Source organism: Candidatus Zixiibacteriota bacterium (assembly GCA_019038695.1).
In the GTDB taxonomy this organism is placed as follows: domain Bacteria; phylum Zixibacteria; class MSB-5A5; order GN15; family FEB-12; genus B120-G9.
Genome location: JAHOYZ010000019.1, coordinates 1 through 14682 on the forward strand (window position 1 = coordinate 1; position 14682 = coordinate 14682).

Annotated in this window: 13 protein-coding genes; all 13 read left to right on the forward strand. The window is 50.4% G+C overall.

Features of this window, described 5'->3' with window-relative positions; translation table 11 throughout:
- On the forward strand, positions 1 to 199 hold a 199-nt coding region (locus tag KOO62_06935; protein ID MBU8933727.1), incomplete at its 5' end, for a hypothetical protein.
- 241 nt (positions 200 to 440) lie between these two features.
- On the forward strand, positions 441 to 1712 hold the full coding sequence (gene serS, locus KOO62_06940; GenBank protein MBU8933728.1) for a serine--tRNA ligase: 1272 nt from the start codon (positions 441 to 443) through the stop codon (positions 1710 to 1712).
- Complete coding sequence (locus KOO62_06945; GenBank protein ID MBU8933729.1) at positions 1712 to 2977, forward strand: HAMP domain-containing histidine kinase; 1266 nt, start codon at positions 1712 to 1714, stop codon at positions 2975 to 2977. Before serS ends, KOO62_06945 begins: the two co-directional genes overlap by 1 nt.
- Position 2978: 1 nt before the next feature.
- Positions 2979 to 4538, forward strand: a complete 1560-nt coding sequence (locus tag KOO62_06950) for a bifunctional response regulator/alkaline phosphatase family protein (protein ID MBU8933730.1) — start codon at positions 2979 to 2981, stop codon at positions 4536 to 4538.
- Positions 4539 to 4542: 4 nt separating this feature from the next.
- Positions 4543 to 4980 (forward strand): tRNA (adenosine(37)-N6)-threonylcarbamoyltransferase complex ATPase subunit type 1 TsaE, encoded by a 438-nt coding sequence (gene tsaE, locus KOO62_06955; protein ID MBU8933731.1) that lies wholly within the window; start codon positions 4543 to 4545, stop codon positions 4978 to 4980.
- A complete protein-coding gene (gene tsaB / locus KOO62_06960; protein ID MBU8933732.1) occupies positions 4977 to 5666 on the forward strand; it encodes a tRNA (adenosine(37)-N6)-threonylcarbamoyltransferase complex dimerization subunit type 1 TsaB in 690 nt (229 codons plus the stop codon). Before tsaE ends, tsaB begins: the two co-directional genes overlap by 4 nt.
- A gap of 22 nt (positions 5667 to 5688) precedes the next feature.
- The gene (gene rimI / locus KOO62_06965) at positions 5689 to 6120 is read left to right on the forward strand and encodes a ribosomal protein S18-alanine N-acetyltransferase (protein MBU8933733.1); all 432 of its coding nucleotides are present in this window, start codon (positions 5689 to 5691) and stop codon (positions 6118 to 6120) included.
- A 12-nt stretch (positions 6121 to 6132) separates the two neighbouring features.
- A complete protein-coding gene (accD, locus tag KOO62_06970) occupies positions 6133 to 6975 on the forward strand; it encodes an acetyl-CoA carboxylase, carboxyltransferase subunit beta (GenBank protein ID MBU8933734.1) in 843 nt (280 codons plus the stop codon).
- Positions 6972 to 8252 (forward strand): bifunctional folylpolyglutamate synthase/dihydrofolate synthase, encoded by a 1281-nt coding sequence (locus KOO62_06975; protein ID MBU8933735.1) that lies wholly within the window; start codon positions 6972 to 6974, stop codon positions 8250 to 8252. Before accD ends, KOO62_06975 begins: the two co-directional genes overlap by 4 nt.
- Complete coding sequence (locus KOO62_06980; protein MBU8933736.1) at positions 8249 to 9679, forward strand: GAF domain-containing protein; 1431 nt, start codon at positions 8249 to 8251, stop codon at positions 9677 to 9679. Before KOO62_06975 ends, KOO62_06980 begins: the two co-directional genes overlap by 4 nt.
- Complete coding sequence (locus KOO62_06985) at positions 9672 to 11804, forward strand: GAF domain-containing protein (GenBank protein ID MBU8933737.1); 2133 nt, start codon at positions 9672 to 9674, stop codon at positions 11802 to 11804. The genes KOO62_06980 and KOO62_06985 overlap by 8 nt, the downstream gene beginning before the upstream one ends.
- 102 nt (positions 11805 to 11906) lie before the next feature.
- Complete coding sequence (locus KOO62_06990) at positions 11907 to 13337, forward strand: sigma-54 dependent transcriptional regulator (protein ID MBU8933738.1); 1431 nt, start codon at positions 11907 to 11909, stop codon at positions 13335 to 13337.
- A 309-nt stretch (positions 13338 to 13646) separates the two neighbouring features.
- The gene (locus tag KOO62_06995; GenBank protein ID MBU8933739.1) at positions 13647 to 14048 is read left to right on the forward strand and encodes a hypothetical protein; all 402 of its coding nucleotides are present in this window, start codon (positions 13647 to 13649) and stop codon (positions 14046 to 14048) included.
- Positions 14049 to 14682 lie beyond the last annotated feature (634 nt).

Sequence of the window (14682 nt, forward strand, 5' to 3'; positions counted from 1 at the left end):
TGTCGACTACGATTTGCTCGATGAAATCAATATTGCTGATCTGACCTATCTTGTGGCCTACCTGTTCACTGGTGGTCCACCTCCACCCTGCATGGAAGAAGCTGACGTAAACGGCGATGGTGAGATCAATATAGCTGATTTGACCCATCTGGTCGCATACTTGTTCACTGGTGGTCCACCACCGGCGGATTGCCCGTAGAAACTGCGGACAGATAGAATAGAGTAGATTGGAACAGCCACTTCTCATACCGAGGAGTGGCTGTTTCTTTTGGTAGACGAGGTATAGTGTGTTTTCCCTACACTTTTTTGGGCTACTTCTGTTGTGAGACAATGTGCCCCCCTCAAGCTGTCTTTGACTTGGAGTATTCAATTCCATATAATTGCTGGAACTATAGACGTATCACTGACTAAGAAACAGTGTAGACCAGACAGGAAATAGAATGCTTGACCTGAAACAGATACGCGAGAACCCTGAGGCTGTAAAAGCCGGGATCGCTACAAAAAACGATAAATCCGATATTGACGCCATCCTTGAGATGGATGCCAACCGCCGCGAACTCATCAAACAGGGCGAAGCCCTCAAAGGCGAACGCAATCGGGCGTCAGCAGAAATCGGTAAGAAGAAAAAAGCTGGTGAGCCGGCCGACGAAGCAGTGGCCGCGATGCGTGAAGTGGGACAGAAAATTGCATCGTTGGATAAGCAGCTTCGGGAGATCGACGACAAGCTCCGCAAGGCGTTGGCCTGGATTCCTAATCTTCCCCACAAAGATGCGCCGGTTGGAGTCGATGAGTCGACCAATGTGGTCGTGCGGACTTGGGGAGAGATTCCCAAAAGAGATTTCAAGGTTCTACCACATTGGGAGGTAGGGGAGAAGTTGGGCATCCTTGATTTGGCCGCCGGGGCGCGTATATCCGGGTCGGGTTTCTTTGTTCTGCGCGGATTGGGGGCGCGTTTGCAGAGGGCGCTTATTAGTTACATGCTCGATATGCACACCGCTGATGGGTTTGTCGAATATACGGTGCCTTACGTCGTCACAACCGACACAATGTTCGGAACGGGTCAGTTGCCCAAGCTCGAAGAGGATATGTACAAGACGGCTTGCGAAGATGATGACCTCTTCTTGATACCAACCGGCGAAGTTCCGCTGACGAATATATTCAAGCAGCAGATTCTCGATTATCAGCAGTTGCCGGTATACATGGTGACCCATACGCCATGTTTTCGTCGTGAAGCGGGGGCGGCCGGCAAGGATACTCGCGGGATGATGCGAGTGCATCAGTTTGACAAAGTCGAGCTGGTCAAGATCGTGCGCCCGGAGACATCTTATGACGAACACGACAGCTTGACCGCCCAAGCGGAAAAAGTACTTCAGGAGTTGCAATTGCCGTATCGAGTCGCCGACCTGGCCACCGGTGACCTTTCGTTTGCGGCGGCTCGTTGTTATGACCTGGAGTTGTGGGCGCCTGGTGTGGAACGCTGGCTGGAGATTTCCTCGATTTCCAATTTCGAGGATTTTCAGGCGCGAAGGATGAATTGCCGGTTCCGGGACGAGAACAAGAAAGTACTTTTCCCTCACACGATTAACGGATCAGGTGTAGCTCTGGCGAGATTGATCCCGGCTATCCTCGAGAATTATCAGAACGAAGATGGCACGGTTACAATCCCAGAAGTCCTTTGTCCGTACATGGGTGGAGCAGACAAGATAGGCTGATGGCACAGAACGCGAGCAGATCAGGGCTGGTGGATCGACTTTATATAGGCAAGTCGACATTTTTCAAGGTGTTTCTGTTGCTCGGAGTGGCGATCATATCGGTCATTTTCATCTGGTACACTCTGGAAGTAATCGAACAACTTAAGATCGGCACTCGCTCACAGGTTGACAAGTATGTCAAGATGTGGCAGATGGCGGCCAACTCGCCAACTTCAGGACAGGAACTCCAGTTCATATTCGATGAGATTATTGTCAAAGCGGATTTCCCAATTATCGTACTCGATGGGGACAATGAACCAATCCACTGGCGCAATATCGATGGTGTCTCTCCCACCGACTATTCTCCTGAGAACCTTAAGCTCCTCAGAGAAGAAGCACAACAAATGATGGAACGGAACGGGGCTATACCTTTGATGTTCGGAGAAGACGAAGTTAGCTATTTCTGCTATGGCGATACGCTTGCGATTCGACAGTTAACTTTGATGCCGTATATCGAGATTGGAATTGTGCTGGCTTTTCTGGCGGTTGCTTTCATTGGTTTTCAGAACATCAAGCGAAGTGAAGAGCGTCATATTTGGATCGGGATGGCAAAGGAAACAGCCCACCAACTGGGTACGCCGATATCTTCGCTGATGGGCTGGGTCGAGGTGATGACCGGCGAGGCGGAATTGTCGGAGAACCTCAGTGATGAAGAACACGCCCGTCTTAAGGAGGCCATGAGCAACATGTCGGTGGACATCACACGCCTGAATCGGATAGCAAACCGTTTCGGCCAGATCGGATCGGTACCGGAAGTCAACCAGTGTGATATGAATCAGTTGGTGTTGGATACGGTCGAATATTATCGCCGCCGGCTGCCCTTTGAAGGCAAGGGGATAGCAATCTGTTTACAGACGAACAAATTACCGCCTCTGTGTGTCAATGCCGAACTGTTCAGTTGGGCGCTGGAGAACCTGCTCAAAAACTCCATTCAGGCGGTTGACTCAAGGACGGGTCGGATCGACATCTCGACTGAGCTTGATCAATCGGGGAAGTTTGCTATCGTGAGTCTGACCGATAACGGTCCGGGTATTTCGCCTGCGATGGCCCGCAAAGTGTTCAGGGCCGGGTTCACGACGAAAAAGCGCGGCTGGGGACTGGGATTGACACTTGTTAAACGCATTGTGGAAGAATATCATGGCGGACGAATTATACTCAAGAGATCACAGCCCGGGCAAACAGTGTTTGAGATCACGCTTCCGGTAGTCACAGGTAGTAAGGGATAATATGGCATCAAACGAAGATAAGAAGCAGATCCTGTGGGTCGATGACGAGATCGACTCGCTCAAACCGCACATCCTCTTTCTGGAGCAACGCGGCTATGAGATGTCGACGGCCATGTCCGGTGATGATGCCATCGAGTTGGTCCGCGACAGGCAGTTTGATCTGGTGTTGCTCGATGAGATGATGCCCGGCAAAGACGGTCTGTCCACGCTGGAGGAAATCAAGGACATCAATCCCCACCTGCCGGTCGTGATGGTCACCAAGTCGGAGGAAGAAACCCTTATGGACGAGGCCATCGGGCAGAGAATAGATGATTACCTCGTCAAACCGGTTATCCCGTCTCAGGTACTGCTGGTCATCAAGCGGATTCTGGATGCCCGTAAGATTATCAGCGGCTCCTCCATGAAGCGTTATATGACGGAGATCAATCGCTTCAACCAGCGATTGTTCGGCCCGATGGAACCGGAGGATTGGTACGATGCGGCACGCATTCTGGCCCATTGGAATCTCGAGCTTGATGCCAACGCCGATGTCGGCCTGGAGGAGACTCTGGCAGGTACACGCAAGGAATGGAACAACGAGTTCACAAAGTCGATTGAGAGCAACTACCAGCCCTGGCTTCATAGCGATACCCGTCCGGTTCTCTCACCTGATATTGTTGGCAAGCATGTAGTGCCGCGACTGAAGAAGAAGGAAAAGGTTTGTCTCATCGTCGTTGATTGCATGCGTCTGGACCAGTGGATGTTGGTCGAGCCGTTATTGGCGGAGTACTATGGAATTGAACGGCACTATTATTATTCAATGCTCCCCAGCGCTACTCCGTTCGCCCGAAATGCTTTGTTCGCGGGACTGTTTCCCGACGAAATACACCGCGTCTATCCCGACAACTATGGAAGTCACGATGAAGGTTCGCTCAACCGGATGGAAGATCGCCTATTGGAAGACAATCTGGCTCGTAATGGCATTCGCCTGAAGCAAAAACCCCGTTACGTCAAGATTTTCAACAACACCGAGGGTGAGGCGGTGGCCAAACGAGTTGCGGATTACTACAACAGCCCCATGGTTACCTTTGTGTTTAATTTCCTTGATATCCTTGCTCATGGCCGTTCGAGCAATGTCATCCTTCGGGAGATTGCCGGCAGCGAGGCGGCCTTTCGGTCCCTGATGAAAAGTTGGTTTATTCACTCCCCATTGTTCACGATTCTGAAGGCATTTGCCAGTCAGGATTACACTGTCATAGTAACCACCGATCATGGTTCGGTCCATTGTCACCGTGGCACAATGGCACATGGCAAACGATCAACCTCGACCAACTTGCGCTACAAGTATGGTGACAATCTCAAATCCGATCCCAATGATTCCATTCTAATCAAGAAACCCCAGGCTTGGCGTTTGCCATCGTTTGGCGTTGCTACAACCTATATCCTTGCCAAGGAGGATTTCTTCTTCGTATACCCGAACAATTACAACGAAATGGTGCGCCAATTCCAGGACTCGTTCCAGCACGGTGGGATTTCACTGGAAGAAATGGTCGTTCCGCTGGCGGTGCTGACTCCGAGGTAAGACGATGCGACAGGTTCTCAATGTGATCTCACACAATGAAGATGAAACTCTTGGTCTGGCCGAAAAGATTGGACTCTTTTTCAAACCGGGCGATGTAGTGGTGCTAACCGGCCCACTCGGTGCCGGGAAAACGGTCTTTGTGCGTGGGTTGGCGCGCGCGCTTCAAATCGACGAGAACCTCGTGAAATCCCCTTCGTTTACAATTGTCAACGAATACCCCGGCAGCGGTCGGCACCTGTACCACTTTGACCTCTACCGGCTGATCAATGTCAGTGAGCTGAATGAAATCGGCTGGGATGATTACCTGCAGCGGGGCGGGGTCGTGGTTGTGGAATGGGGTGAGAAAGGCGGCGACTTGATTCCCCTGCCGTATTACCGGGTAAGAATACGCATCATTGATGACAACCAACGAGAGATAGACATAGCGGTCAGGGAACAATGAATAACGTTTCCGCAAGAATATTACTTGGTATTGACACCTCCAGTCGCTATCTGCGACTGGGGCTGACCTTTGGCGGTGATCGGCTGGTGCAATCGAACGAAGAGTCAGAGCGGTCACACGGGCAGTTCATCATAAAGAAGATCGGTGAACTATTTCAGTCCGCCTCGCTACAACCAGCGGCTCTTGAGGGAATCGTGGTTTGTGTCGGACCGGGCTCTTTTACGGGGTTGCGTATTGGCCTGGCTGCCGCCAAGGGGATGGTCACCGCCCTTGATATCCCGCTTGTACCGGTCACCGTTTTCGAAATTGCAGCTTTTCGGCTACGGCATGTGAAGGAAACAGTCCATGTCGTCATACCACTCAATCGAGACGAGTGTATTGTGGGGCCTGTCAAGGACGGGGATTGCGAGCAAGAACTGGCACGGGTTGTAAAGTACAACCAGTTGTTCGAGACCGTAGGTAATGATGCCGTTGCCGCAATGGGGTTTCTGCTTCACGAGCGTTATCCTGAAGTACCGGTCGTGGACTATACCGACCAGCTTGATTGGCAGGCGGCCGATCTCCTGCACTTGGGCAGAGAGAAGTTACTTAAGGGAGAAATCGCCGATCCCGCTATTCTGGAACCGTTGTATCTTCAGAAATCACAAGCAGAGATACGCTTTGAAGAACGCCAACAAAAGGACTGATCCGTCCGTTGAAATCCGCGATATGACCGTAGAGGATATGTCGCAGATTATGGCTCTGGAGCGGCAAATATTCTCTGATGCATGGCCGCAGTCAACTTTTACCGACCAGCTAGGGGCAGAGGATTGGTTCAGTGAAGTAATGGTTCTCGGTCAAACCATTATCGGTTATTCCTGTTCGGCGGTGTTGGGTGCCGAGATGCATTTGACGAACATTGCCGTGGCGGTTGAACATCGAAGAAAATCGGTTGCGCGACGGCTTCTGGAAAGTATCTTGTGTCGAGCAACGAAGAGTGGTTGCGAGTATGTGCTATTGGAGGTGCGACCCAGTAACAAGGAAGCTCTGGCCTTCTATGATAAGCATGGTTTCGACACACAGTGTCGGTGTCCCGGCTATTATCATAGTCCGAACGAGGATGCTCTGGTTCTGATTCGTCACCTGAACATCGACTATTGATGGCAATTGTATATGGCATGGTTTAGAAAATCAAAGCAAGGTCTCCCGACGCAGGAGAAAAGAAATATCCCGGAAGGGATATGGTCCAAGTGCAAATCATGCGGCGAGGTCGTTTATGGAAAGAAAATGGAAGAGCTTCTGTGGGTCTGCCCGACCTGTGATTTCCACTTTCGAATACCGAGCCAGAAGTATATCAGTCTGCTGCTCGACGACGGTCAACTGGAGGAATACGATCGTGAATTGACCGGTGGAGATCCACTCAAGTTTAAGGATTCCAAGAAGTACCCTGATCGTATCAAGGCGGCCCAGCAGAAAAGTGGTCTGCCGGAAGGCGTGATTTCAGGAATAGGTACTATGGGTGGTCTTGAGGTATCATTTGCCATCATGAATTTCCAGTTCATTGGCGGTTCTATGGGTTCGGTCGTGGGGGAGAAAATCGCCCGAGCGATTGACAGAGCTATAAATCAGGAAATCCCTCTGGTGATAGTCTCCAGTTCTGGCGGTGCCCGGATGCAGGAAGGTATTCTGTCACTGATGCAGATGGCCAAAACATCGGCCTTATTGGCAGTCCTTCACGAGAAGAAAATCCCCTTCATCTCAGTCCTGACCAACCCCACCATGGCCGGCGTTATGGCCTCCTATGCATCATTAGGGGACGTTATCATAGCCGAACCGAAGGCGCTGTTGGGATTCGCCGGTCCGCGCGTAATCCAGCAGACGATTGGCCAGGATTTGCCAGAGGGGTTCCAATCGTCCGAGTTTTTCCAGGACAAAGGATTCCTTGACAAGATCGTTAATCGGAAGGACCTCCGCGATACTATTATCGCCTTGCTGAAATTCATGTGGAGAAAATGATGCGGAAACATACCTATGTTTCCGCCGAGCGATTTATCCTCTCTCGTGAGTTTTTTGGCATGAAATTGGGGTTGGACAACATCACAGCCTTTCTGGACCTGATTGGCAACCCCCAGAACAACTATGCGACAATTCATCTAGCCGGGACCAACGGCAAAGGCTCTACGGCGGCGATGCTGGCCTCAATTCTGCGCACCCAGGGCTACAAGACCGGACTGTTTACATCACCTCATCTGGTGTCGCTTCGGGAACGGGTTCAGGTCAATGGACGGCTCATCCGCAAGCAATCTGTGGTTGCTTTTGTTAATCGCTTTCGCACTGAACTGAGCCGTCGTAAGCTTTCTTTTTTTGAAGTCATAACCGCGATGGGGCTGTACTATTTTGATCGAGCAGGGGTAGACGTTGCAGTTATTGAGACCGGCCTTGGCGGTCGTTTGGATGCTACCAATGTGCTTTACCCAGAGTTGACATTAACCACCGACATCAGTCGGGACCATGTTGAGATACTGGGTCGGGAATTGCGACAAATTGCCCGTGAGAAAGCCGGTATCATCAAGCCCGGAGTGCCGCACGTGGCCGGTATTTTGTCTCGCACAGCGGCGGCCGTGATTCGGGAGCGATGCCGACAGCTTGATGCGCCGTACCATCAGTTGACGCCAACCGATTTTTCTACCGACCTGACCAGGAACCGTCTGGATTTCACCTCGAATGGCTGGTCGGTGGCTGGTGTGCGACCAGGTCTTTATGGGAGACACCAACTACGCAACGCCGCTCTGGCGGTCAAGGCGGCCGGGGTAGTGTCGGGAACTGGACTGAAGATATCGAAAGTTGCGGTGAAGACCGGCCTGGCGCGGGCCGAATGGGCGGGAAGGTTCCAGGTGGTCAACCGTCGTGGTCGGTCACCGATGATTTTCGATGTCTGTCACAATGTGGGCGGTGTGACGGCTTTTGTTGAGGCTTTCCGAATCCGGTTTCCGGGTCGCCGGGCTCACATTATCACCGGTTTTGTCAAACGCAAAGAGCATCAGAAGATGTTCGACCTTCTGGGTACAGTTGCTTCTCGGTTTCACCTGGTTCCTCTAGCCACTCGGCGCTCGGTCGAATTGGATGAGCTGTGTGACAACCTGAACTGGCGCGGTGTGCCCATGATTCGTTATCGCTCTCTCCGAACGGCCTACCGTCGGGTGCTGAAGAACAGTCAGGATGACGATATAATAGCTATTGTTGGTTCACATTTTCTTATTGGTGAATTTTTCGAGAAATTTGTGTCCTTATGAACAAACATAGCCGGCGCCGCAATAAAGTAACGCCCGAAGACAAGCTGGAGTCAGCTAGTTCTCCTGAGAAGGCTGACGTAATTGCCGCAGGTGCTAACGAATCGGCGAAGAAACAGGCTCCGGTATCGGCAAGTCCCGAAGAACGACTAACTGAACTAACCGCCTCCAATCGACAGTTGAAGCGGAAGATATTTGATCTTTATACGGTTTTTGAAATCAGCCGTAATTTCAATTCGGTGCTCAATTACCAGAATCTTCTGGATTCATTCATTCTTACTTCGCTGGCCCAGGTCAGTGCCTCAAAGGCGGCTATTTTTCTTCCAGAGGATTCCCGATCCGACCATTACGTGATGGCCAAGGGTAAGGGATCAGGTCCCTTTCCTGATCCAGACCAGTTCATTGATGGCAAGGGCGAGCTGGCGGTATTTCTTACCAGGCTGAACCGTCCCGTGGCGGTTGATGAACTCATTAACGACACGGCCAATAAAATGGAGCAGAAGCTTTTGGCTGCTTTCCATTCGGGGCTGGCGGTGCCTATGATTTTCCAGGCGCGGCTCACCGGTTTCCTGCTGATCTCTGAGAAATTTGCGGCCAATGAATTCAGTTCCGACGACACCGAGTTTCTATCTATCCTGGCCAACCAGATTTCGGTCGCCATTGAGAATGCACGTTTGTATGAGGCGGAGAAGGAAGCGACCCAGCAGTTACGTGCCGCGCAGCAGCAGTTGGTCAACACTGAGCGCCTGGCTGCCCTGGGGGAGATGTCGGCCCGAGTGGCTCACGAAATAAATAACCCTCTGGGTATAATCATAAACTATATGCTCTTGCTGCGACGAGCAATGAAGGGGAATGTCGAAGCCGGCAACTATGCTGAGATTGTCAGTGAGGAAATTGATCGGATTGCTCGGATTGTGCGTCAGTTGCTCGACTTCTATCGACCGGTGAAAGATGATTTCAGTCCGGTTGACGCTATCTCGATTCTGGAGGAAGTTCTGGAACTGATGAGCCGGCAATTAGACAAGCTGGGTATAGAGTTGGTCATGGTCCTGCCTGCCGAGCATCCGTTGTTTGCGGGATCGCCGGAGAATATCAGACAGGTATTTCTAAACATAATTATTAATGCCTGCGATGCCATGCCGAACGGAGGTAAGCTTGAAATTGAGTTGGTGGCGAGTGGCTCAGAATTGACTATAGACTTTTGTGACACTGGTACCGGAATTTCGGCGAAGGCTATTCCTCGAATATTCGAACCTTTTTTCACAACCAAACAACCCGGAAAGGGAACTGGACTGGGACTATCGGTCTGCTATGGTATTATCAAGCGCCACGATGGGTCGATAACATATAAGAACACCAAAGTTGGTGGATGTTTCGAAATCAAACTACCGATTTCAGAACACGAACCGAGTGATGAACAAGATGGCTGAGAGAATTATTATAATCGACGACGAAGTGCGGATGTGCGATTCGCTATCGGCGCTTCTTACCGGTGACGGATACGAAGTCAAGGCCTTTGTGCGTTCGACAGAGGCCGCCGACTTTATTCGTAACAAGCGGATCGACCTCGTGATTACCGATCTAAAGATGCCCGAGATGGATGGTCTGGATATTCTTCAGGTGGTCAGCGAGACAGATTCCGATATTCCTGTGATTCTGATGACCGGTTATGCCTCGCTTGAGAGCGCTATCGAGGCGGTAGCCCGGGGAGCCTACGATTATCTTCTTAAGCCGGTGGAGTTCAACTATCTGGAGTTAGCGGTTAACCGGGCGCTTGAGAAACGCCGAAACAATCTCGCCCGGTTACAATTGATCGAAGAGCTAAAACTATCGAATATGATTCTTCAGCGCCGTATGGGGGAACTCAATGCCCTCTATGAAGCCGGTAAGTCAATCGGATCGACAGCCAATCTCAAAGACCTGTTGCGGCAAATTGTTGTTCTTGCTTCTACTGTTACTGAAGCCCAGGTCGGGTCTATTATGCAGTTGGATGAGCGAGGAGAATACCTCAGTATTGAAGCCGCGATTGGTCTTGACGATGAAGTCATTGCATCCACCAGGCTGCCCATTGGGGAGTCGATTGCCGGGACAGTTGCTCTTAATGGGAAACCTTTGGTAGTCGAGGATGTAGAAAAAAGCAGCCGATTTGGACGTATCAATAAAGAAAAATACGGTGCCGCTTCATTACTGTGCTGTCCGCTCCGCATCAAGAACAAAGTAATCGGTGTGATCAACATGGCCAACAAGCAGAGCGGAGAAGCTTTCACCGAAAATGACCTGCGGCTCCTGACTACCTTTGCCTCGCAGGCAGCTATCGCTGTTGATGATGCCAGCCAGTTTGAGAAAAACCGTCGCCGGCTGGTAGAGTTTGAAATACTCCACGAGTTGAGTAAGGAACTGCCGAGTCTTCAATCGCTCAATCACTTCCGTGCGGCTCTGGTTGACAAACTGGTTCGTGTCTTTCCGATTGACTATTCAATCTGGTACAATTGGGATGTCGACACCCGAACCCTCATGCCTCACGGGATTTCCGGCCGGGTTGATCTACCAGTTACCGAAAGCGGTGGTATTGATCTGCGCCGCGTCGCCGGCGACTCGATACACATCGGTCCCGTTGATGCCGATACGGTTGATCTACAGAATATAGAAGAACTATCCGGGTATGTGTCCGCTCAGTTGGAGGGAAAGAGGAACTTTCCTCAGCCCAAAGCGGCCTTTATGGCGATACCCATATTCAGGGGCAACGAGCTGGCGCACGTGTTCTATATTGGCGCCGATAGCAACATACGTTACAGCGAGGATGATATCTCGCTGGCCCGTCTTGTCATTTCGCAAGCATCACTACTGTTTGAGAAGGAACGCTCATTGCTCAATGCTACCCGGCTGATGACGATGGGAAATATGATTTCGGAGATCTCTCATGATCTTAGACGGCCATTGACCTCGATCAAGGGAATTCTTCAGGTTCTAAAAATGAAGCATCCCGAACTCACCAACGATTCCGAGCTGTTTGCATCCGCCAATGACGAAATCCACCGCCTCAATGAGTTGGTTCGGGAATTGGTTGATTTTTCAAATCCTAATCGGTACGAGACGGAGAAAATCGACTTGAGGAAAATAGTCGCCCGTACCGCTGAACTGATCGGCCCCGATCTGCGCCGTGACAGTATTGAGTTTGAGTCAGAATTCGTTGATGCCGACTGGGATGTCATTGTGAACAAGAACCAGATTCTGGAAGTGCTGCTGAATCTATTTATGAATGCTACTGATGCCATGCCGGATGGCGGAGACCTGAAAGTTATAGGCGTTATAGAACGACCAGATCATAAAAAACAGGACTACCTGGCCCTGAAGATAATCGATACCGGTTGTGGCATCGGGAAAGAGAATCTCTCGAAGATTTTTGATCGCTATTATACATCGAAGGATACTGGGACAGGCCTTGGTTTAGCTGTTGTAGATCGGATCATCTCAGCCCACAGTGGGACGCTGAACGTTGCTTCGGAAGAAGGAAAAGGGACGACTTTTACGCTCTATTTCCCATATTCCAGGTGAATACCGTGCAGTCTGTTGCGAAAAACTCGCAATAATTCCGTAATTGGGGCTTGATCTTAGGCATTTTGTTGCCGATACAATATGCAAACGGATGACAAAGTTATGACAAAGAACAAAATTAAGATACTCGTAATCGACGATGACCCCAAGGTAGCCTGGATTCTCAAAGAAGGTTTGGCTCCCAAATTTGATTTTGTCTCTGCCCGGGACGGGATCGAGGGTATCCAGATGGTTACCACTGAGAAACCGGACCTGATCCTGCTGGACATCAAGATGCCCGGTATGACCGGGCTTGACGTACTTGAAAAACTCAACAAGTTAGAGGATCGGCCAGAAGTGATCATGGTGTCGGGGCATGGTGACACCAACTATGTTGTCGATTCCATCAAGCTCGGTGCAGCCGAATTTATCAACAAGCCGTTTGATGTTCAGGAGATTGAAATCCACATCAACGGTGTGCTGGAACGCAGCAGCCTCAAGCAGGAAGTAGCCGAACTCAAATCCGAACTCGAAGTCAAGAGCGGGTGGACGAACTTCATCGGTGATTCGGTGGCCATGCAGAAGGTTAAAGAGGTCATCGAGCAAGTGGCCGATTCCGAACTGACAGTTCTTATACGAGGCGAATCCGGCACAGGCAAAGAAATTGCGGCCAGGTCTCTGCACCAGCTTTCGAGTCGTCGTGACAAGCCGTTTGTGAAGGTCAACTGTGCTGCAATACCTCGGGATCTGCTTGAGGCAGAGCTGTTTGGTTATGAGAAAGGTGCGTTCACCGGAGCGCACAAAAACAAGCAGGGGCGGTTTGAACTGGCCCACAAAGGGACCATGTTCCTTGACGAAATCGGAGACATGCCACTTGAGTTACAGTCGAAACTTCTCCAGGTGCTGGAGCAGCAAGAGTTCGTCCGGGTGGGTGGTATCAGCACCATTCATGTGGATACCCGAATCATCTGCGCCACCAATCGGAACCTGGAGCAGGCCATTTCCGAACAGGCGTTCCGCGATGATCTATTTTATCGCCTCAACGAAATCACCGTTCTCCTACCCTCACTAAGAGAGCGTCCGGAAGATACCGCGCTGTTGGCAAATTTCTTTATTGAGAAGTACAACAAGTTATATGGTAAGGATTTTGAGAACCTTTCAGCGGAGACGCTGGCCACTCTGACTGCATTTGCCTGGCCGGGTAACGTACGCCAATTGGAAAATATGGTCAAGCAGGTGGTGGTACGGGGAGATCAATCAATTATTGTCGATCTCATTGCCAACGCGGGTTCAAGTGTAGCGACACACCAGCCAGCAATGGTTGGGGCCTCAGCCGGAGTAGCTGGAACCGCTTCCGTCGAATTGGGAGCCGAGCACACTTTTTCGCTGAAGAAGCGTATCGGTAAGACCGTCGCCGAGGAAGAGAAAAAGCTGATTTCCGAAGTCCTCTCCAAGACTAACTGGAACCGACGAAGGGCATCCGAGATGCTCGAAATCAGCTATCGCTCGCTGTTGTACAAGATCAAAGACTACAATCTCAACGCCATTAAATAGCTAATCACCAACTTTCTATCACGCTTCACATTGCATGTTGATGCGCATTATAGGTAATTAATTGCACGTTAATGGTCGGTGTCATTTTGTTGTAGCCACAAGACTAAGCAGTAGCTGTCTTGAAAACTTCGTTGATAGTCAATGACTTCTGGAAATGCCAACCGGCAAGAGGCAGGTGATTTTGGAAAAGGTTTCCTCTGTTGTAACACTTTCGTTGTGTGGAATGATACTTGCTGTATAAATATTGAGCAGGTCGGTATGTTCCGGCCAATGTTGTCTTGGAGGTTTTTGGTAGTGGAAAACGGTTTCGTGAGCAGGACCGATTTGGAGCTCAAGCGAGCGGAGAGGTACGCGATATTTCTCTCTTTGGTAGTTTTGGACCTGTCGTTTTTAAGCGAGAAGTTGGATTCAGGTGCGTCCGAGCTTGTGGATGCTGTATGTGAGTCAGTCCGAGAGAAAATCCGCGAAATTGACGCTGTCGGTCGATTGGGACCATTGAAAATTGGGTTGTTATTGCCCGAAACACCGCGACAGGGAGCTGAGATGGTTGGTCGGCGGGTAGGCGAACAGATCCGCGACATTATGACCACCCGCCAATACGATGTAGCCGGCCAGACCATTCCGGTTGAGATGGCGTCGTATCCAGATGCCGCTGGAAACCGAACCATACCGCAGTTCCTTGAGGATTTGGCCAAGCTATCTGATAATTAGTTCCGTATTTTTTGCACCCCCCTGCATTTGAAGATCGCTCAATCCCCTCAGGGCGGTCTTCTGTCTCATACGAATTTATGGGTGCCATTCACAAACTTGTCATACCGGACTTGATCCGGCAGGCATTGCCTGTTGTTGTAGGGCAGGAGCCCTGCGCTCCTGCCAGAGAGCAGGTAATACTTGTCGAAACTGAAGACAGAATTCGACCTACTCAGCTGTCATGCCGGACTTGATCCGACATCCAGTCTTCTGTGGGCGGCAAACCCCACCTGTAACTCCCCACTACACGCGAAACCCCTTGATAATAGGCTCTTTTGTGCTATATTGACTCTCAACGAGTTCTAACATACTACTTCTATGGAGATTGCAAACATGAATTCTCAAACACTATTCAGAAGTTGCATGTTAGTTGTCTTGCTTGTGACATTATCAAATATTAGCGCTTTCTCACAAGAAATGTTTGACACAACGGTTAACTATGCCGCTGGAGATGGCCCTTGGTTTGTTTGCTCGATTGATTTTAACGGCGATGGCAACAATGATCTGGTGACTGTGAACTTTTACTCTGACGATGTTTCGATACTGCTGGGCAATGGCGACGGAACCTTCCAAAGTACGGTTAATTATGCCGTCG

Excerpts from the sequence above, each read along its gene's own strand:
- serS (MBU8933728.1), top strand. The coding sequence starts at position 441 with ATGCTTGACCTGAAACAGATACGCGAGAACCCTGAGGCTGTAAAAGCC.
- KOO62_06945 (MBU8933729.1), top strand. The coding sequence starts at position 1,712 with ATGGCACAGAACGCGAGCAGATCAGGGCTGGTGGATCGACTTTATATA.
- KOO62_06950 (MBU8933730.1), top strand. The coding sequence starts at position 2,979 with ATGGCATCAAACGAAGATAAGAAGCAGATCCTGTGGGTCGATGACGAG.
- tsaE (MBU8933731.1), top strand. The coding sequence starts at position 4,543 with ATGCGACAGGTTCTCAATGTGATCTCACACAATGAAGATGAAACTCTT.
- tsaB (MBU8933732.1), top strand. The coding sequence starts at position 4,977 with ATGAATAACGTTTCCGCAAGAATATTACTTGGTATTGACACCTCCAGT.
- rimI (MBU8933733.1), top strand. The coding sequence starts at position 5,689 with ATGACCGTAGAGGATATGTCGCAGATTATGGCTCTGGAGCGGCAAATA.
- accD (MBU8933734.1), top strand. The coding sequence starts at position 6,133 with ATGGCATGGTTTAGAAAATCAAAGCAAGGTCTCCCGACGCAGGAGAAA.
- KOO62_06975 (MBU8933735.1), top strand. The coding sequence starts at position 6,972 with ATGATGCGGAAACATACCTATGTTTCCGCCGAGCGATTTATCCTCTCT.
- KOO62_06980 (MBU8933736.1), top strand. The coding sequence starts at position 8,249 with ATGAACAAACATAGCCGGCGCCGCAATAAAGTAACGCCCGAAGACAAG.
- KOO62_06985 (MBU8933737.1), top strand. The coding sequence starts at position 9,672 with ATGGCTGAGAGAATTATTATAATCGACGACGAAGTGCGGATGTGCGAT.
- KOO62_06990 (MBU8933738.1), top strand. The coding sequence starts at position 11,907 with ATGACAAAGAACAAAATTAAGATACTCGTAATCGACGATGACCCCAAG.